Below are 17,848 nucleotides of genomic sequence, written 5' to 3'. Positions count from 1 at the left end.
ACGCAGACACAAAAAAACCGCCTCTTTCGAGGCGGTTTTTCATTCAGCCGACAACCGGTTTATTCAGCCAGTTTGAAGGTGATGAAGCTGGCACGACCTTGACGCAGAACTCGCATGGACACCGATCGATTCTTCGGCAGTGCCTTGGCGATTTCAGCGAACTCCTTGCTATCGTTGATTGCCTGGTTGTTCAGGTGAGTGATCACATCATTTGGCTGCAAGCCGATGAGCGATGCAGGACCGTCCTGAACTTCCTTGATCACCACACCACCTTTGAGGTCGTAGGCTTTCTTCTGCTCAGCAGTCAGATCGGCGACGGCGACGCCCAGACGATTGCTGTTGGTTTCAACACCGGACTTGAGTTTCGAGTCCAGCTCTTTACCTTCGTCAGGGATCGCGCCGACCGTCAGTTCGACATTCTTGCGCTTGCCGTCGCGGATCACTTCAAGGTTGGCCTTCGCGCCTTCCTTGAGTGCGCCCACCAGGTGCGGCAGATCGGCAGACATGACGATTGGCTGACCGTTCATGCTCAGGATCACGTCGCCGACTTGCAGATCACCCTTGGCAGCCGGGCCATCTTCCTGGATCTGAGCCACCAGCGCACCGGCCGGCTTCTCAAGACCGAACGACTCGGCCAGATCCTTGCTCACTTCCTGGATCACCACACCCAGCCAGCCACGGCTGACTTTACCGCCACTTTTCAGCTGGTTGGATACGTCCAGGGCCACGTCGATAGGGATCGCGAACGATACGCCCATGAAGCCACCGGAGCGGGTGTAGATCTGCGAGTTGATCCCGACCACTTCACCGGCCAGGTTGAACAGCGGACCACCCGAGTTACCCGGGTTGATGGGCACGTCGGTCTGGATGAACGGCACATAATTTTCGTTCGGCAGGCTACGACCGACAGCGCTGACGATGCCTTGGGTCACGGTATGGTCGAAGCCGAACGGCGAGCCGATCGCTACGACCCATTGGCCGGCCTTCAGGTCCTGGGATTTACCCAGTTTCAGGACTGGCAGGTCCTTGCCTTCGATTTTCAGCAGCGCCACATCGGAACGTGGGTCGGTGCCTATCAGCTTGGCTTTCAACTCACTGCGGTCGGAGAGACGAACGAGAATTTCGTCGGCATCGGCGATCACGTGGTTGTTGGTCAGGATGTAGCCGTCCGGCGAGATGATAAAGCCCGAGCCCAGGGACTGCGCTTCACGCTGGCGATCACCGCGAGGCGAGCGCGGTTGCGGCATGCCCCGTTCGAAAAAATCGCGCAGCGCGGGTGGCAGGCCTTCAAGGTCGGGCATCTGGTCAGACACTCTGCGGTCCGGCAGCTTTTGCGTGGTACTGATGTTCACCACCGCGGGCGAGGCCTGCTCGACCAACTGGGTAAAGTCAGGCAATTCGACTGCTTGAGCAGTGACCGCCTGACCGAGCACCAGCACGGTGGCGAAAATGGACAGATAAGACTTCAAGCGTGGTATCGACATACGGCTCCCGTTACGACGAGCATGGTTAAGCGATATGGAGCAAGGAACACCGGGAAAGATACGCCGGTATTTTTGTTCCGGGAACAACAAAACAAGGCCAGAGCCGTGAGGCTCTGACCTATAGAAAAATTCAGGTTTTTTTGCAAATTGAAATGCTCACCAAACATTTCGATATCAGCTCACTACTTGGTTGCAGTGGCATCGGAGCGCATGGACAGCGCAATCCGTTCAGCAGTACCTATTGGAATCTCACCGACCACGGTCACCATCATCTCGCCTTGAGGGGTCGTCAAGCGCCGAGAAACAGCAACGGTTGGGCCTAACTGGGTGCGGGTGTCGGTAACGGTGGCACCATTCAACGGCTCAAGGAATACCGAAAACCGCGCCAGACCATCGTCGTACATCAGACTGGTGACCTGGGTTTTGGTCTCCGTATCTTTATGGGTGCTGCTGCTGGTCAGCTCGAAACCGGGCGGGAGCCAGTCCGAATGCCAGACTTGGGCGGCCTTGACGGCGGAAGCCTTGTCGCTGTCGAGTTTGACCACCTTGCAATCGTCGCCTGCCTGCAAGTCGCGGTCAGACGGCACGTTGTCGGTATTCAGCTGGGTGAACTGGAAACGCTCAAGCAACTGCCCTTTGTCATTCAGTAGCAATGACTTCAACGGCAAGCCGGTTTCCTTATCAAGGTGCAGCTCAAAACCGTAGCGATGCTGGTCACGTGGCTTCAATGAAATAATCACTGCCGCACGCCCAGCCACACGCGACTTGCCAATGACGGCAAGCTCATACCAATTCTTCAACTTTTGTGGATCGAGTGCACGAGCAGCGGAGTTGGGAGAGTCCCCAAGCCCTGCTATCAGGACGCCGCTGACGCATTGAGTATGCCCATCAATGCGAACGACTTCCTGTGCTGAGCCGTCGAGCTGCAGTAAACGCTCACGGACCTTGCCATCCTGGACACGGTGCCAGATGTTATGGGTAGAAAAGCTACCGTTACGCTCGTAAACGAAAGTGCCGTAAAAGCTTTGCTGTTGCTCGGCCTGACCAAGACGGGTCAACCAGTCCTGGGCTTCATCGGCGTGGGCTGGAACAATGAACCAGCCACCGAGCAGAAGCGAAAGTAGAGGTATGGCGCGCATGATCCTCCTTAACGGTTTTCCAGGCTTGCTGCACGAGCGTAAGGCAGAGCGCTCTCAGTACCTTTCAGTGCAGCCTGTTGAGCATGTTGGCGCAAGTAGCCTGGCAGACGCTGATCGTGCCAGCCTGGTTGACCTTGCAATACGCCGTTGGCCATAGGGCCAGTGGCTTCCGAACTCTCATTGTAGCCTGCCAATACAGCTGGACCTTTGACCTGAGGAACGGCCAGACCCGGTTGACTGGATTGCTGGGCAAGTTCGACACCCGCGATCTCGTCCTGGTTGTACAAACGCACACCTGCCAGTACGGCAACGGTCACCGAAGCAGCGACAGCCAGTCGACCCAGGCTGCGCCATGGACCACGGGAGGCTTTTGCCGGTACGGCTTCGTCGGCCAAAGCAGCAGAAACTGCCGCGGCGATGTCCAGACGAGGAAGCAGCAGATCCTTGTGCATAACTGCCCGAGCGATTTGATAACGAGCCCAGGTTTCACGGGTTTCTACATCGTCAAAGGCATTTAATACCCGACGCAATTCCAGTTCGTCCGCTTCGTTATCCATCACTGCGGACAGCGATTCCTGCAGGGCTTCACGACTCATGGCGTTCCTCTCTTGGCTATCGCCGCTGTCTCAGTTTTCCTGCAACAACGGCTGCAGGGCTTTATCGATGGCCTCCCGAGCGCGGAATATCCGGGAGCGCACGGTACCCACCGGACATTGCATGACTGCCGCAATGTCCTCGTAACTCAGACCATCGAATTCACGTAAAGTTAAAGCTGTACGCAAATCTTCTGGCAGTTGCTGAATGGTTCGATGGACGGTGCCTTCGATCTCATCCCGCAGCAATGCACGCTCTGGCGACTCGAGATCCTTGAGGCCATGATCGCCATCGTAGAACTCTGCATCTTCGGAACTGACATCGCTATCCGGCGGCCGGCGGCCGCGTGAAACCAGATAATTCTTCGCCGTGTTGATGGCGATGCGGTAAAGCCACGTATAAAACGCGCTATCTCCGCGAAAGTTTCCAAGTGCGCGGTAGGCCTTGATAAAGGCTTCCTGTGCCACATCCTGGGCTTCATGGGTGTCGTGCACGAAACGCACGATCAACCCGAGAATTTTGTGCTGGTATTTCAGCACTAGCAGATCGAAAGCCCGCTTGTCGCCGCGTTGAACGCGCTCGACGAGCTGCTGATCCTCTTCCTGGGTTAGCATGAACACTCCTCGATAAGCTCGGAGGAGGCTTGCATAACTAAACGACCAGACTTGCAAACATAGACTCGGGCTTTTCGCAAAAGTTCTCCCCCTCCAAGCAAGTTTCCTGCGGGCTCTGTTTTGGCACGCACGAAAAGCGCAGCTCGGCATGACCCGGCTGCGCGAATAATCTTGTCATCGGATTCACTGGCCAGGACCAAAACGCAAGTCCCCCTCCTGAAACCGACACTGTCCTTCTTTTCAGGCACCGTCTATTGATCTTGGGCCTTTGGCAAAAGTTCCAAATATTTATAGCCGGGCGAAAGCGACATTGTGCAACCCTGGACAGAAAAAGACTGTTAAATCGTTGATACAGTCACCTTGTCGCCGAACCGGCCGAAAAATCATCCGACGAAGCGTCAGGTATTTTCCGTCACAGTAGTTTCACAATGCCATATGCGCTCGGGTATTGTGCCGCTCCCCCCTCTATATACTAGTGGGCTGTGTGGCTGCCTTGACTCGCCGTTCCACGAGTCTTGCGCCAACCCCGACCCGGGTCGCTTTGAGCGGAATCCTGAAATGAGCCAACAGTTTCAACACGATGTTCTGGTCATTGGCAGCGGCGCTGCCGGTTTGAGCCTTGCGCTGACCTTGCCCGGTCATTTGCGCATCGCCGTACTGAGTAAAGGCGACCTCGCCAACGGCTCGACTTTCTGGGCCCAGGGCGGCGTTGCTGCCGTTCTGGACGACACCGATACTGTCGAATCCCACGTCGATGACACCCTCAATGCCGGCGGTGGCCTCTGCCACGAAGACGCCGTGCGCTTTACCGTCGAGCACAGTAAAGAAGCCATCCAGTGGCTGATCGATCAAGGCGTACCGTTTACCCGCGATGAACAATCCGGCACTGAAGACGGTGGATTCGAGTTTCACCTGACCCGGGAAGGCGGTCACAGCCATCGGCGCATCATTCATGCGGCCGATGCCACGGGCGCGGCGATCTTCAAAACTCTGCTCGCCCAGGCCAGACTCAGACCGAATATCGAACTGATGGAACAGCGGGTCGCCATCGACCTGATCACCGAAAAACGCCTGGGCCTGGAAGGCGATCGCTGCCTGGGTGCTTACGTGCTGAATCGCAGCACCGGCGAAGTCGACACGTACGGTGCTCGATTCGTCATCCTGGCATCCGGCGGCGCAGCCAAGGTCTACCTCTACACCAGCAACCCCGACGGCGCCTGCGGTGACGGCATTGCCATGGCATGGCGTTCCGGCTGCCGGGTGGCCAACCTGGAGTTCAATCAGTTCCACCCGACCTGCCTTTATCATCCGCAAGCCAAGAGTTTCCTGATCACTGAAGCCCTGCGCGGCGAAGGCGCACACCTGAAGCTGCCCAACGGCGAACGCTTCATGCAGCGTTTCGACCCCCGCGCCGAACTCGCGCCCCGGGACATCGTCGCCCGTGCCATCGACCATGAGATGAAGCGCCTGGGTGTCGACTGCGTCTATCTGGACATCAGCCATAAGCCCGAAGCGTTCATCAAGACTCACTTCCCGACGGTGTATGAACGCTGCCTCGAGTTTTCCATCGACATCACCAAACAACCGATCCCGGTGGTTCCGGCGGCGCACTACACGTGCGGCGGTGTGATGGTCGATCAGCACGGTCGCACCGACGTGCCGGGGCTGTATGCCATTGGCGAAACCAGTTTCACCGGCCTGCACGGTGCCAACCGCATGGCCAGCAACTCGCTGCTGGAGTGTTTTGTCTATGCCCGTTCGGCCGCGGCGGACATTCTGGAACAGCTGCCGCAGGTGTCGGTTCCGATCGCCCTGCCCGTCTGGGATGCCAGTCAGGTCACCGACTCCGACGAAGACGTGATCATTGCGCACAACTGGGATGAACTGCGGCGATTCATGTGGGACTACGTAGGCATCGTGCGCACCAACAAGCGCTTGCAACGCGCGCAGCACCGCGTGCGGCTGTTGCTGGACGAGATCGACGAGTTCTACAGCAACTACAAGGTCAGTCGCGATTTGATCGAGTTGCGCAACCTGGCCCAGGTGGCGGAGCTGATGATTCGGTCAGCCATGGAGCGCAAGGAAAGTCGCGGCCTGCATTACACCCTCGACTACCCGAACATGCTACCCGTTGCGCTGGACACTATTCTGGTGCCGCCCACCTACGTCGACTGAATGTAAGCCTGACCCGCAGGCGCCGGTGCACATCCGCCGCCTGCGAGTCGTGGGGAACGCAGATTGATCTGACTCGCCGCTCGCCTCGCAGTCGAAAACGCAGCACCACCATCAGCGGTAACGCCAGGCTGTCCGGCCTTAGCTGCACGGGCTGCCAACCTGAAGCCTGATTCCACAACTGCCAGCCGTCGGCATCGCGCCGCAAACCGCGAAATGCCTGTGGATGCGTAAGCAAAATCAGGCGTGGCAGCAGCCAGATTCCGTGAACCACACACAGCGTCATGCCGAGCAGACTGGCCCAGAGCGGTAAGGAGAGCAGAAACAAAGAACCCAGCGCGAACAGCTGGGCCATAAGATACGCCGCCAGCAACTGCCGTGAGGCATGCCAGCGGCATTCGAACGCATTACTTGGGCTGGACACGATCCAGGATCATGCGAACCATGCGCTGAAGCTCCGGATCTTCCGATTCGGTGCGTTCCATGAACCAGCCGAACATGTCCTGGTCTTCGCATTCAAGCAGATTGCGGTAGCACTCGCGATCTTTCTGGTTGAGGTGCGGGTAGACCTCCTTAACGAACGGCACCAGCAACACGTCAAGCTCAAGCATGCCGCGGCGGCTGTGCCAGTAGAGGCGATTCAGTTCAACATCTTCGACCATGGAGCGCTCCTCAAATAGGCGGCAAGTATACAGCCCCGGCCCCGGTCGAACACTCGGCTTTGGTCGGGCGCCATCGACCTTTGTGAACTACCCATTTCGAGAGCGCCCCCTTATGATGTCCCCCAGACTCTTTACCCTGCGATGACCCATGGCCGATTCTGCTTTTTTCTGCACCCTGTCCCATGAAGGCGTTCTTGCAGTCCGCGGCGCGGACGCCAGCAAATTCCTGCAAGGCCAATTGACCTGCAACCTCAATTACCTGAGCGATACCCAGGCCAGCCTCGGCGCACGCTGCACGCAGAAAGGCCGGATGCAATCGAGTTTCCGCATCGTGCTGGAAGGTGACGGCGTGCTGCTGGCGATGGCCAGCGAGCTGCTTGAGCCGCAGTTGGCGGACCTGAAAAAGTACGCCGTGTTCTCCAAATCCAAACTGACCGATGAAAGCGCCGCCTGGGTCCGCTTCGGACTCGATCATGGCGACGCCGCACTGAGCAGCCTGGGTCTTGAGTTGCCGGCAGACACCGACAGCGTCGTGCGTCATGAAAGTCTGATCGCCATTCGTGTCTCGCCGGACCGCGCCGAACTGTGGGTCGCCGCCGATCAGGCCGACCTCATCAAAAGCAAGCTGTCCGCCCTGCTGTCCGAAGGCACTCTGAATCAATGGCTGCTGGGCCAGATCCGCGCAGGGATCGGCCAGGTCATGCCGAGCACCCGCGAGCTGTTCATCCCGCAGATGCTCAACCTGCAAGCCGTCGGTGGCGTGAGTTTCAAAAAGGGTTGCTACACCGGCCAGGAAATCGTCGCGCGCATGCAGTACCTGGGCAAACTAAAGCGTCGCTTGTATCGCTTGACGTTGGATGCCAGCGAATTGCCCGAGCCCGGCACGTCACTGTTTTCCCCATCACACGGCAGTTCTATCGGCGAAGTGGTGCTGGCCGCCAGCGCCGGACAAAACATTGAACTCCTGGCCGTGCTGCAAGCCGAAGCAGCAGAAGGTGGTGACATTCATCTGGGCACCCTCGAAGGGCCGGCCCTGCACCTGCTCGACCTGCCTTATCAACTGGATCGCGATCGCGAAATCCAGCGTTAACCGCAGCACTTGTTGTAACACCCTAGAGAAAAGAAATGAGCGAGCTGGCGGATAAGGTCCAACAGGATTTGGTTGAGGCCATCGATAACGATGACCTGGTTCTGCCAACGTTACCGGAAGTGGCCCTGCAGATTCGCAAGGCCGCTGAAGACCCGGAAGTCAGTGTCAGCACCCTGAGTAAAGTGATCGGCCGTGACACGGCGTTGTCGGCGCGTCTGATCAAAGTGGTCAATAGCCCGCTGCTGCGCGCGACCCAGGAAGTGACTGACCTGCACACGGCGATCACACGGTTGGGCGTCAACTACAGCAGTAATCTGGCGATCGGCTTGGTGATGGAGCAAATTTTCCACGCCCGCTCTGAAGTGGTGGCGCAGAAAATGCGCGATGTCTGGCGTAAAAGCCTGGAAATCGCCGGGGTCAGCTATGCGCTGTGCCGCAGTTACACGCAACTCAAACCAGATCAGGCAGCCCTTGGCGGGCTGGTGCATCAGATTGGTGTACTGCCTATCCTGACCTACGCCGAAGACCACTACGAATTGCTGTCTGATGCGGTCAGCCTCAACCATGTCATCGATCGCATTCATCCCTTGATCGGCGACAAACTGCTCAGGGTCTGGGAATTCCCGGAAATGCTGGTGCAGTTGCCGGGGTTGTACCTGGACTTCAAACGCCAGTCCGAGCGGGTCGATTATGTCGATCTGGTTCAGGTGGCCAGCCTGTATTGCCACAAGGACACCGACCACCCGCTGGCCCGTATCGATGCGTTCAGCGTGCCGGCGTTCAAGAAACTGGGGATCGACCCGGAGAATGAGGCGATGTGCAGGGATCTGGAAGAGTCGCGGTCGATGTTTTACTGATCTTTGTGGCGAAGGGGCTTGCCCCCTCGCCACAGGTTAAGTGTTCACTCCCCCGCAATAAAACTCACCCGCACCTTCAACCCCGCCGACTCACCATCGTGCAGGCTGATCTGCGCCAGGTGCGCGCGACAAATCTCACCGACAATCGCCAACCCCAGCCCGGACCCGGCCACTTGCTGGTTGCGCCGGTAAAAGCGCTCGAACACCCGATCCCGCTCATCAACGGGAATTCCCGGTCCGTCATCCTCGACCTCCAGCACCGCCGGCGCCGTGACCCGCAGAATCACATTGCCCCCCGGCGGCGTGTGAGCGAGGGCGTTGTCCACCAGGTTGCTCAGCAGTTCATTCAGCAACGTCGGTTCGCCGCGCAGCCACACTGGCTCGTCCGCCTCCAGCGCCAGGGCGACGCCGCGGGCATGGGCCAACGGCGCCATGGCCATGCCCAGTTCGCGCGCCAACTGACTCAGGTCCAACAACTGCGCGCCGCCCTCGGCAATCGCCCGGGCCCCGTTCTCTACCCGCGCCAGCGAAAGCAATTGATTGGCCAGGTGAGTCAGGCGATCCGTGCCTTGGGCAGCGGTTTCCAGGGTGCTGCGCCAGGTTTGCGGTTCGTTTGAACGCAGGCCCAGTTCGAGTCGCGCCTTGAGCGCCGCCAACGGCGTGCGCAGCTCATGTGCGGCATCGGCAATAAACTGCGCCTGCCGCTCGAACTGCCCGCGCAGTCGCTCGGTAAAGTGGTTGAGCGCGCGCACCAGCGGCCACAACTCATGCTGCACTTCCACCAGCGGCAACGGCCGCAAATCATCCGACTGACGCTCTTCCACCGCCGTGCGCAAGCGCTCCAGCGGACGCAACGCCGCGCTGACCGCAAACCACACCATCAGCAACGCGCCGATGGCCAACATGCCCAAACGCAGCAACGTGTCCGCCGCCAGACTGCGAGCCATCGCGACCCGCGCCTCGTCGGTTTCTGCCACGCGGATTTCCGCCATACCGTTCATGTTCGGCTCGCTCACCGGCTTGAGCAGGCTCACCACGCGCACGTTCTGCCCTCGGTATTTAGCGTTATAGAAGCTCGCCAGCGCCGGATAGTCATCGGTACGCGGCGTTCCCGGGGGCGGCGGCGGGAGGTTTTCGTAACCGGAAATCAGTTTCTGATTGATGTCGTTGACCAGGTAAAAAATCCGCCCGGCGCTGTCGTAGGCGAAGGTATCGAGGGCCACGTAGGGCACGTCGGCGCTGAGGCTGCCATCGCGCTGGGACACGCCGGCGGCGATGGTCCGCGCCGACGCCAGCAGGGTCCGGTCATAGGCGGTGTCAGCGGCTTCGCGACCATTCCAGTACGCGCTCAAACCACTGGCCAGCATTAACACCACCAACAACAGCGCCAGGTTCCACAACAACCGCCAGCGCAGGCTGCTGGGCTTATGCATCGCGGCTTTCCAGCAAATAGCCGAGGCCGCGGAAGGTCACGATGGCGACCGGTTGGCCATCCAGTTTCTTGCGCAGGCGGTGGACGTAGATTTCGATGGCATCCGGGCTCGCTTCTTCATCGAGGCCAAACACCTGAGCGGCCAGTTGCTCTTTGCTCATCACCCGACCGGGCCGGGCGATCAATGCTTCGAGGACCGCCTGCTCGCGAGAGGTCAGGGTCAGCAATTCTTCACCGAGGGTGAAGCGCCGAGTGTCCAGGTCATAGGCCAGGACGCCGCAGCGCTGCTGACGCTCACCGCCCAGCACGCTGCGCCGCAACAAGGCTTTGACCCGGGCCTCGAGTTCGGTCAGTTCAAAAGGTTTGGCCAGGTAATCGTCGGCGCCCAGGTTGAGCCCGTGCACCCGGTCCTTGACGTCGCTGCGTGCGGTCAGCATCAGCACCGGCAGGTTCTTGCCCCGGGCCCGCAGGCGCGCCAGCACTTCGAAACCATCCATGCGCGGCAGGCCGACATCGAGGATCGCCACCGCGTATTCCTCGCTGCTCAACGCCAGGTCGGCCGCCACGCCGTCGTGCAGCACATCCACGGTCAACCCGGTGCTCTTGAGCGCCTGGGCGACACTTTCGGCGAGCTGCAGATGGTCTTCGACGAGCAGGACACGCATGGATTGTTACCTCGTTCAGGGATGGTCGACGCCATTCTTTGGCGCGGAGTTTACAGCCGCATCCGCCACTGTGAAGCCTGAAAACTGTGAAAGCCAACTGAAAGGTTAGCGAAAGGTTAGCCCGTTAGAGTCGCCCCACGGATGGTTTCGACTGCAGGCCACCCGATCGTGCTTTGAAATGTAGCTCCCGAAAAACGCCTCGATGCGTTTTCGCCAATAAGAACAATAACGAGGTACTGCACCATGCTGGCCAGACAGCTTCAGGTTTGCCCGTCCCACCCGTTTTTTCAATCCCTCTCGTTCACGTTTGTCAGCGCTCCTACCGGCTGCACGACGCGAATCCGCCGCACCTGAAACATCCCCAAAAACAAAAACTCCCGTGGAGACAACAATGAATCGATCACTGCGCCGTTTCGCCCTCGCCGCCAGCTGCATGCTGTTCGCCGGCCAACTGATGGCCGAGCCAAAACGCCCTGAATGCATCGCCCCGGCCTCGCCAGGCGGCGGTTTCGACCTGACCTGCAAACTGGCGCAAAGCGCGCTGGTGAACGAAAAACTGCTGACCAAACCGATGCGCGTGACCTACATGCCCGGCGGTGTCGGCGCGGTGGCGTACAACGCGGTAGTTGCCCAACGTCCGGCCGACGCCGGCACGCTGGTGGCGTGGTCCAGCGGTTCTCTGCTGAACCTGGCCCAGGGCAAGTTCGGTCGGTTCGATGAAACCAACGTTCGCTGGCTCGCCGCCGTCGGCACCAGCTATGGCGCCATCGCAGTAAAAAGCGATTCGCCTTACAAGACCCTCGACGATCTCGTGCAAGCACTGAAGAAAGATCCAAGCAAAGTGGTGATCGGCTCCGGCGGCACCGTCGGCAGCCAGGACTGGATGCAAACGGCGTTGATTGCCAAGGCCGCCGGGATCAACCCGCGTGACCTGCGTTACGTCGCCCTTGAAGGCGGCGGTGAAATCGCCACCGCCCTGCTCGGCGGCCACATCCAGGTCGGCAGCACCGACATCTCCGACTCCATGCCGCACATCCAGAGCGGTGACATGCGCTTGCTCGCCGTGTTCTCCGAGAAGCGCCTGGACGAGCCGGAAATGAAAGACATCCCGACCGCCAAGGAGCAAGGCTACGACATCGTCTGGCCAGTGGTTCGCGGTTTCTACCTCGGGCCAAAGGTCAGCGACGAAGATTACGCCTGGTGGAAAGACGCCTTCGACAAACTGCTGGCGTCCGAAGACTTCGCCAAGCTGCGCGATCAGCGTGAACTCTTCCCGTTCGCCATGACCGGCCCGGAGCTGGACACCTACGTGAAGAAGCAGGTTGCGGACTACAAAGTGCTGGCCAAAGAGTTCGGCCTGATCCAGTGATCGCCTCTGTCTAGCGGCTGCGGCCCCGACTTGCGGGGCCGTGGCACAGGAGTTTCCCATGCTCTTACAACGCATTTTTGCTTCGGTGCTGTTGCTGGCCTGTGTTGGCCTGGCACTGATGGCCTGGCCGTACCAGGCGGCTTTTTCCTACGAACCGGTAGGCCCTCGCGCGTTTCCGCTACTGATGCTCGGTTTGATGGGGCTCGGCCTGCTGTACATGGTGTTTCGGCCGACGCCGATCATCCACAGTGACGACGACCCGAAACTGGACCGCGAAACGCTGATCAAGATCGGCATCTGTGTGGTGCTGTTGCTGGTGTTCGCCGGCACCTTCGAACCCCTGGGTTTCATCGTCGCCAGCATCCTGATCGGCGTCCCCATGGCTCGCCTGTATGGCGGCCGCTGGCTACCGAGCGCGGTGATCATCAGCCTGATGGCCATCGGTCTTTACCTGCTGTTCGACAAGTTGATGGACGTGCCACTGCCTTTGGGCGTACTCGACGTTCTGGAGAACTGATATGGATACTCTTGGCTATTTGGGTCAGGGCTTCGGCGTCGCGCTGACCCCGTATAACCTGGTGACCGCACTCTGCGGCACCCTGATCGGTACCGTGGTCGGCCTGTTGCCCGGCCTGGGCCCGATCAATGGCGTGGCGTTGTTGATCCCGATCGCGTTCGCCCTGGGCCTGCCACCGGAGTCGGCTTTGATCCTGTTGGCGGCGGTTTACCTGGGCTGTGAATACGGCGGCCGGATCAGCTCGATCCTGCTGAACATTCCGGGCGAAGCGTCCACTGTCATGACCACCCTCGACGGTTATCCGATGGCCCGCAAAGGCATGGCCGGTGTGGCCCTGTCGTTGTCGGCATGGAGTTCGTTCATCGGTGCGTTCATCGCCACGTGCGGCATGGTGCTGTTCGCGCCGTTGCTGGCGAAATGGGCGATTGCCTTCGGTCCGGCAGAATATTTCGTGCTGATGGTGTTTGCGATTGTCTGTCTCGGCGGCATGGCCGGTGATCGTCCGCTGAAAACGTTCATTGCCGCGCTCATCGGTCTGTTTCTGTCGTGCGTCGGGATCGATGCCAACAGCGGCGTGTACCGTTTCACTGGAGACAACATCCATCTGACTGACGGCATTCAGTTCGTGGTGCTGGTGCTGGGCCTGTTCTCCATCAGCGAAATCCTCCTGCTGCTGGAGAAGACCCATCGCGGTCAGGAAGCGGTGAAAGCGACCGGCCGAATGATGTTCAACGTCAAGGAAGCTTCGGCGGTGTTCATGGTGAACATCCGTTGCGGCTTGCTGGGTTTCATCATGGGCGTGTTGCCGGGTGCGGGCGCGACCCTCGCCAGCGCCGTGGCCTACATGACCGAGAAGCGTATCGCCGGCGCCAAGGGCACCTTCGGCCAAGGTGACATGCGCGGCCTCGCCGCCCCGGAAACCGCCATCGGCGGTGCAGCCTGCGGTGCACTGGTGCCCATGCTGACCCTCGGCGTTCCAGGTTCGGGGACGACAGCAGTGATGATCGGCGCGCTGTCGCTGTACAACATCACGCCCGGCCCGCTGTTGTTCCAGCAACAACCTGACATCGTCTGGGGCCTGATCGCCTCGTTGTTCGTCGCCAACGTCATGCTGGTGATCCTCAATATCCCGATGATCCGCATCTTCACCCGCATCCTCGCCGTGCCGAACTGGGCGCTGGTGCCGGTGATCGCGATCATTACCGGGATCGGCGTCTACGCGGTGCACGCCACCACCTTCGACCTCTTCCTGATGATCGGCATCGGCATCTTCGGTTACATCCTGCGCAAGCTGGACTTCCCGTTGTCGCCCGTGCTGCTGGGCTTCATCCTCGGTGGCTTGATGGAGCAAAACCTGCGCCGTGCGCTGTCGATCTCCAACGGTGCGCTGGAGATCCTCTGGTCGAGCCCGATCACTTTCGGTGTCTGGGTACTGACCGCGATCATGCTGCTGATGCCACTGCTGCGGATCTGGCGTAAACGTTCGGCTGCTCAACGCGCCATCGCCGATGTCTGATCGACCACCTTTCAACGCCTGGTGGGGTACGCCGTTGGTCGGCGCGCTGGGCGGTTACCTGGCCAGTCTGGTCGGCTGGCCGCTGCCGTGGATGGTTGGCTCGTTGCTGGCGATCATCCTGGTGCGCTGCCTGACACCCTGGCAATTGGCGGAAATCCCTGGTGGCCGCAAGTGCGGCCAATGGATCGTCGGGATCGGCATCGGCCTGCATTTCACCCCAGTGGTGATGGAGCAGGTGTTGAGTCACTTCGGCCTGATTTTCTTCGGTGCGTTGATCACCAGCCTGTCCGCCGTGGTCGGGGTCTGGTTGATGCGGCGCACCGGGGAGGATCGCGCTACCGCGTTCTTTTCCAGCATGCCGGGTGGCTCCGGGGAGATGGTCAACCTCGGCGCGCGCAATGGCGCGGTGCTCAGTCGCGTCGCGGCGGGGCAAAGTCTGCGAGTGCTGGTCGTCGTGCTTTGCGTGCCGGCAGCCTTCAAGTATTTGCTGGGCAGCGGCACACCGATTTTTCATCCCTCCGCCGTCAATTGGTGGTGGCTGGCGCTTCTTTTCCCGGCGGGCGCCTTGGCGGCCTGGCTCTGGGAACGTCTTCGTCAACCCAATCCGTGGCTGTTCGGGCCGTTGCTGGTCAGTGCAACGGTGAGCATCGGTTGGGATTTGCACATCGGCTTGCCCCATGGCGGGAGCCAGATCGGCCAATGGCTGATCGGCAGCGGCCTGGGCTGTCATTTCAATCGGCAGTTTTTCCGCCGGGCGCCCTCTTTTATGGGACGGACCTTGGTCGGCACGATTTTGACCATGCTGATCGCTACGGCGGCGGCACTGGGCTTGAGTGCGCTGACGCATCTGGATCTGCGTTCGCTGACGCTGGGCATGATGCCTGGCGGCATTGCGGAGATGAGCCTGACGGCGGAGACCTTGCAACTGTCCGTCCCGCTGGTGACGGCGATGCAGGTGATGCGGTTGTTGTTTGTGTTGTTTCTGGCGGAGCCGTTGTTCAGGTATTGGAATCGCGAGCCTGAGTCAGACTGAGGACCGAGTCGCCTTCTTCGCGGGCAAGCCTCGCTCCTACAGATTCGCGCAGGACCTGTAGGAGCGAGGCTTGCCCGCGAAGCTTTTTTAGACTGGCGGCAACCGCCACTCAATCGGCGTTTCGCCATTCTGTTCAAGAAACTTGTTGGTCCGGCTGAAATGCCCGCACCCGAGAAAACCGCGATAAGCGGACAGCGGTGACGGGTGCACCGACGTCAGCACCAGGTGCTTGGTGGCATCGATGAGTTTCTGTTTGCTCTGGGCATGCGCGCCCCACAGCATGAACACCAGATGTGGTTGCTGTTGACTGACCACTTCAATAATTCGATCCGTGAAAAACTGCCAGCCCTTGTCCTTGTGCGCATTGGCGTTGGCGCGCTCGACCGTCATCGTGGTGTTGAGCATCAACACGCCTTGATCAGCCCAGCTCTGCAGATAGCCGTGGTTGGGGATGTCGATGTTCAGGTCGCGTTTCAACTCTTTATAGATGTTTACCAGCGACGGTGGCGCCGGCACACCCGGTTGCACCGAGAAGCACAGCCCGTGGGCCTGTCCCGGGCCGTGATACGGGTCCTGACCGAGGATGACGACCTTGACCTTGTCCAGCGGCGTGGAGTTAAGGGCGTTGAAAATCATTGGGCCCGGAGGATAAATCTCCTTGCCCGCCGCGCGCTCCTGCTGCAGGAAATTACGCAACTCTGCCATGTAGGGCTGGTCGAATTCGGCACGTAGTGCCTCCTTCCAGCCCGGTTCGAGTTTGATACGGTCATCAGCAGTCATGGTTACATCCGGCAAAAACAATGGGGCGAACCCTAGGAAAGCCCACCACACTTGTCAATTGATCTGACGCAGATCCGGCACTTTCCTGTACAGCGATCATACTGAACGCTCAATTTCACTATCGAGGTCACGATGAATCTGCACTTCGAAGAACTCACCGGCACCGACGGTGCGCGCATCGGCATCGCCAGCCTGGATGCCGAAAAGTCGCTCAACGCCCTCTCCTTGCCGATGATCAATGCCCTGCGCGATCAGATGGACGCGTGGGCCAAGGATCCGCAAATCGTCTGCGTTCTGCTGCGCGGTAACGGCGCCAAGGCTTTTTGCGCCGGCGGCGAAGTGCGCAGTCTGGTCGAAGCCTGCCGCGCTCACCCCGGGGAAGTGCCGCCGTTGGCCGCGCACTTCTTTGCTGCGGAATATCGCCTGGACTTCAATCTGCATACCTACCCCAAACCGCTGATCTGCTGGGGCCATGGTTATGTGCTGGGCGGTGGCATGGGGTTGCTGCAAGGCGCAAGCATCCGGATTGTCACGCCGAGCAGCCGCCTGGCGATGCCGGAGATCAGTATCGGTCTGTATCCGGACGTTGGCGCCAGTTGGTTTCTGTCACGCCTGCCCGGCAAGCTCGGGCTGTTTCTGGGGCTGACCGGCGCGCATATGAACGGTCGTGATGCGATCGACCTGGGCCTCGCCGACCGTTTCCTGCTCGATGAACAGCAAGAAGAACTGATCGAAGGCTTGCTGCAATTGAATTGGCAGGAACAGACGCCAATGCAGCTCAACAGTCTGCTCAAGGCCTTGCAGCAGGAAGCCGTAGCGCAAATGCCCGCCGCGCAGTGGCTGCCTCGACGCCAGCAAATCGATGAACTGCTGGATATCAGCGATGTGCGCTGCGCCTGGAAAGCCATCAGCGCTCTGCGCGACCATTCGGATCTGCTGTTAAGTCGAGCGGCGAAGACCATGACCGAAGGTTCGCCCCTGACCGCTCATCTGGTGTGGGAACAGATCGCCCGCGCCCGGCACATGTCATTGGCGCAGGTCTTTCAGATGGAATACACGATCAGCCTCAACTGCTGCCGTCATCCGGAGTTCAGCGAGGGGGTTCGGGCGCGTTTGATTGATAAGGACCAGAAGCCGCACTGGCACTGGCCTGACATCAATAACGTGCCGGATGCGGTGGTAGAGGCGCACTTTCATAAAGTCTGGGAAGGTCGGCATCCGCTGGCCGATCTGTCGGAATACTAAAAAATGTGGGAGCGAGCCTGCTCGCGAAGGGGGCGTGTCAGTCGACATTGATGTCGCCTGACCTACCACCTTCGCGAGCAGGCTCGCTCCCACAGGTATCGCGTTTAATTGATGAGGTTAACGACGGCCACCCCGGCCGTCGTGATCGCCGCGACCGTTATGGTCGCCTCGTCCGCCGTGATTGTTGCGTCCGCCATGGCCACGGTTATCGTTGCTCCAACCGCCGCGGTTACGGCCGTCCCAACCATGGGCCCGGTAGTCGCCCCGTTGCGACTGGTAATAACGAGGGGCCGGTTGATAAACCCGCGGCTGGTGGTAATACCGCGGCGTTGGCTGGTAATACCGCGCCGGTGGCGCGTAGTAGCGGCGCGGCTGCGTGTAGTAACCGCCGCCACCTGAATAGTAAGGTCCGCCACCGGAATAATAGGCGGGCGCTGGCGAGGTATAGACATCGGAACGGTAGTAGCTGCCTCCTCCATCGGAATAGGGCACGCACGCACCAAGAGACAATCCCAATACTGCAATCAGAAGAATTCGGTGGAGCTGTTTTCGACAGAGCATGGCGGCCTCCTGGACCGCGAGTGAGCCATACCAGCGACGCTGGCAGGCGACAGTCAATTATTCGGTGACTGTCGAAAGATCAGACATCGTTTTCCAAATCTGGTGCGTTCCTGAAACA

18 protein-coding genes are annotated in these 17,848 nt (G+C 59.7%); 8 read left to right on the top strand and 10 right to left on the bottom strand.

Features of this window, described 5'->3' with window-relative positions:
- Window positions 1–59: 59 nt before the first annotated feature.
- The 4 genes from HP062_RS28185 to rpoE all read right to left on the bottom strand — a co-directional run bounded on the left by HP062_RS28185 (window position 60) and on the right by rpoE (window position 3,831).
- The gene (locus HP062_RS28185) at window positions 60–1,484 is read right to left on the bottom strand and encodes a DegQ family serine endoprotease (RefSeq protein ID WP_010462264.1); all 1,425 of its coding nucleotides are present in this window, start codon (window positions 1,482–1,484) and stop codon (window positions 60–62) included.
- A gap of 182 nt (window positions 1,485–1,666) precedes the next feature.
- Window positions 1,667–2,623, bottom strand: coding sequence for a MucB/RseB C-terminal domain-containing protein (locus HP062_RS28180; protein WP_077749616.1), 957 nt, complete (start codon window positions 2,621–2,623; stop codon window positions 1,667–1,669).
- Between the two features lie 8 nt (window positions 2,624–2,631).
- The gene (locus HP062_RS28175; protein WP_077749615.1) at window positions 2,632–3,219 is read right to left on the bottom strand and encodes a sigma-E factor negative regulatory protein; all 588 of its coding nucleotides are present in this window, start codon (window positions 3,217–3,219) and stop codon (window positions 2,632–2,634) included.
- Window positions 3,220–3,249: 30 nt separating this feature from the next.
- Window positions 3,250–3,831, bottom strand: coding sequence for an RNA polymerase sigma factor RpoE (gene rpoE / locus HP062_RS28170; RefSeq protein ID WP_007944079.1), 582 nt, complete (start codon window positions 3,829–3,831; stop codon window positions 3,250–3,252).
- Window positions 3,832–4,389: 558 nt separating this feature from the next.
- On the opposite strand from rpoE, the gene nadB reads away from it, so the two are divergent.
- Window positions 4,390–6,006 (top strand): L-aspartate oxidase, encoded by a 1,617-nt coding sequence (gene nadB / locus HP062_RS28165; protein ID WP_010462271.1) that lies wholly within the window; start codon window positions 4,390–4,392, stop codon window positions 6,004–6,006.
- Here the strand turns inward: nadB and HP062_RS28160 are convergent.
- Both HP062_RS28160 and HP062_RS28155 read right to left on the bottom strand, forming a co-directional pair.
- Window positions 5,975–6,427: a protein YgfX gene (locus HP062_RS28160; protein ID WP_077749614.1), complete on the bottom strand. Its 453-nt coding sequence runs from the start codon at window positions 6,425–6,427 to the stop codon at window positions 5,975–5,977. The genes nadB and HP062_RS28160 overlap by 32 nt on opposite strands.
- A complete protein-coding gene (locus HP062_RS28155) occupies window positions 6,411–6,665 on the bottom strand; it encodes a succinate dehydrogenase assembly factor 2 (RefSeq protein ID WP_172792382.1) in 255 nt (84 codons plus the stop codon). Before HP062_RS28155 ends, HP062_RS28160 begins: the two co-directional genes overlap by 17 nt.
- 148 nt (window positions 6,666–6,813) lie before the next feature.
- Here HP062_RS28155 and HP062_RS28150 point away from each other — a divergent pair, with 148 nt between their 5' ends.
- A complete protein-coding gene (locus HP062_RS28150; RefSeq protein WP_172792381.1) occupies window positions 6,814–7,755 on the top strand; it encodes a folate-binding protein YgfZ in 942 nt (313 codons plus the stop codon).
- Window positions 7,756–7,790: 35 nt separating this feature from the next.
- On the top strand, window positions 7,791–8,612 hold the full coding sequence (locus tag HP062_RS28145; RefSeq protein WP_010462279.1) for an HDOD domain-containing protein: 822 nt from the start codon (window positions 7,791–7,793) through the stop codon (window positions 8,610–8,612).
- Between the two features lie 44 nt (window positions 8,613–8,656).
- On the opposite strand, the gene HP062_RS28140 is transcribed toward HP062_RS28145, so the two are convergent.
- Both HP062_RS28140 and HP062_RS28135 read right to left on the bottom strand, forming a co-directional pair.
- The gene (locus tag HP062_RS28140) at window positions 8,657–10,045 is read right to left on the bottom strand and encodes a sensor histidine kinase (RefSeq protein WP_010462282.1); all 1,389 of its coding nucleotides are present in this window, start codon (window positions 10,043–10,045) and stop codon (window positions 8,657–8,659) included.
- Window positions 10,038–10,709, bottom strand: coding sequence for a response regulator (locus HP062_RS28135; RefSeq protein ID WP_007898613.1), 672 nt, complete (start codon window positions 10,707–10,709; stop codon window positions 10,038–10,040). Before HP062_RS28135 ends, HP062_RS28140 begins: the two co-directional genes overlap by 8 nt.
- Before the next feature lie 391 nt (window positions 10,710–11,100).
- Between HP062_RS28135 and HP062_RS28130 the strand changes: the two genes are divergently transcribed.
- The 4 genes from HP062_RS28130 to HP062_RS28115 are packed head-to-tail and all read left to right on the top strand — an operon-like array spanning window position 11,101 to window position 15,144.
- Window positions 11,101–12,078 carry a tripartite tricarboxylate transporter substrate binding protein gene (locus HP062_RS28130; protein ID WP_010462285.1) on the top strand — a complete coding sequence of 326 codons (978 nt, stop codon included), beginning with the start codon at window positions 11,101–11,103 and terminating at the stop codon, window positions 12,076–12,078.
- 58 nt (window positions 12,079–12,136) lie between these two features.
- Window positions 12,137–12,595 (top strand): tripartite tricarboxylate transporter TctB family protein, encoded by a 459-nt coding sequence (locus HP062_RS28125; RefSeq protein WP_010462287.1) that lies wholly within the window; start codon window positions 12,137–12,139, stop codon window positions 12,593–12,595.
- Between the two features lies 1 nt (window position 12,596).
- Entirely contained in the window at window positions 12,597–14,111 is a 1,515-nt protein-coding gene (locus HP062_RS28120) for a tripartite tricarboxylate transporter permease (RefSeq protein ID WP_083374828.1), read from the top strand.
- A complete protein-coding gene (locus HP062_RS28115) occupies window positions 14,104–15,144 on the top strand; it encodes an AbrB family transcriptional regulator (protein ID WP_083374829.1) in 1,041 nt (346 codons plus the stop codon). Before HP062_RS28120 ends, HP062_RS28115 begins: the two co-directional genes overlap by 8 nt.
- 87 nt (window positions 15,145–15,231) lie before the next feature.
- On the opposite strand, the gene ung is transcribed toward HP062_RS28115, so the two are convergent.
- Entirely contained in the window at window positions 15,232–15,924 is a 693-nt protein-coding gene (gene ung, locus HP062_RS28110) for a uracil-DNA glycosylase (RefSeq protein ID WP_010462292.1), read from the bottom strand.
- A gap of 132 nt (window positions 15,925–16,056) precedes the next feature.
- Between ung and HP062_RS28105 the strand changes: the two genes are divergently transcribed.
- Window positions 16,057–17,169, top strand: coding sequence for an enoyl-CoA hydratase/isomerase family protein (locus tag HP062_RS28105; protein ID WP_010462294.1), 1,113 nt, complete (start codon window positions 16,057–16,059; stop codon window positions 17,167–17,169).
- A 117-nt stretch (window positions 17,170–17,286) separates the two neighbouring features.
- Here the strand turns inward: HP062_RS28105 and HP062_RS28100 are convergent, their stop codons facing one another.
- Window positions 17,287–17,730 (bottom strand): hypothetical protein, encoded by a 444-nt coding sequence (locus HP062_RS28100; RefSeq protein ID WP_077749610.1) that lies wholly within the window; start codon window positions 17,728–17,730, stop codon window positions 17,287–17,289.
- Window positions 17,731–17,848 lie beyond the last annotated feature (118 nt).

This window comes from Pseudomonas sp. B14-6, assembly GCF_013260315.1.
Lineage (GTDB): Bacteria > Pseudomonadota > Gammaproteobacteria > Pseudomonadales > Pseudomonadaceae > Aquipseudomonas > Aquipseudomonas mandelii.
This window is presented reverse-complemented; position numbering and strand designations above follow the sequence as displayed.

Excerpts from the sequence above, each read along its gene's own strand:
- HP062_RS28185 (WP_010462264.1), bottom strand. The coding sequence starts at position 1,484 with ATGTCGATACCACGCTTGAAGTCTTATCTGTCCATTTTCGCCACCGTG.
- rpoE (WP_007944079.1), bottom strand. The coding sequence starts at position 3,831 with ATGCTAACCCAGGAAGAGGATCAGCAGCTCGTCGAGCGCGTTCAACGC.
- HP062_RS28115 (WP_083374829.1), top strand. The coding sequence starts at position 14,104 with ATGTCTGATCGACCACCTTTCAACGCCTGGTGGGGTACGCCGTTGGTC.
- HP062_RS28120 (WP_083374828.1), top strand. The coding sequence starts at position 12,597 with ATGGATACTCTTGGCTATTTGGGTCAGGGCTTCGGCGTCGCGCTGACC.
- HP062_RS28175 (WP_077749615.1), bottom strand. The coding sequence starts at position 3,219 with ATGAGTCGTGAAGCCCTGCAGGAATCGCTGTCCGCAGTGATGGATAAC.
- HP062_RS28135 (WP_007898613.1), bottom strand. The coding sequence starts at position 10,709 with ATGCGTGTCCTGCTCGTCGAAGACCATCTGCAGCTCGCCGAAAGTGTC.
- nadB (WP_010462271.1), top strand. The coding sequence starts at position 4,390 with ATGAGCCAACAGTTTCAACACGATGTTCTGGTCATTGGCAGCGGCGCT.
- HP062_RS28155 (WP_172792382.1), bottom strand. The coding sequence starts at position 6,665 with ATGGTCGAAGATGTTGAACTGAATCGCCTCTACTGGCACAGCCGCCGC.
- ung (WP_010462292.1), bottom strand. The coding sequence starts at position 15,924 with ATGACTGCTGATGACCGTATCAAACTCGAACCGGGCTGGAAGGAGGCA.
- HP062_RS28140 (WP_010462282.1), bottom strand. The coding sequence starts at position 10,045 with ATGCATAAGCCCAGCAGCCTGCGCTGGCGGTTGTTGTGGAACCTGGCG.
- HP062_RS28150 (WP_172792381.1), top strand. The coding sequence starts at position 6,814 with ATGGCCGATTCTGCTTTTTTCTGCACCCTGTCCCATGAAGGCGTTCTT.
- HP062_RS28130 (WP_010462285.1), top strand. The coding sequence starts at position 11,101 with ATGAATCGATCACTGCGCCGTTTCGCCCTCGCCGCCAGCTGCATGCTG.
- HP062_RS28105 (WP_010462294.1), top strand. The coding sequence starts at position 16,057 with ATGAATCTGCACTTCGAAGAACTCACCGGCACCGACGGTGCGCGCATC.
- HP062_RS28180 (WP_077749616.1), bottom strand. The coding sequence starts at position 2,623 with ATGCGCGCCATACCTCTACTTTCGCTTCTGCTCGGTGGCTGGTTCATT.
- HP062_RS28100 (WP_077749610.1), bottom strand. The coding sequence starts at position 17,730 with ATGCTCTGTCGAAAACAGCTCCACCGAATTCTTCTGATTGCAGTATTG.
- HP062_RS28125 (WP_010462287.1), top strand. The coding sequence starts at position 12,137 with ATGCTCTTACAACGCATTTTTGCTTCGGTGCTGTTGCTGGCCTGTGTT.
- HP062_RS28145 (WP_010462279.1), top strand. The coding sequence starts at position 7,791 with ATGAGCGAGCTGGCGGATAAGGTCCAACAGGATTTGGTTGAGGCCATC.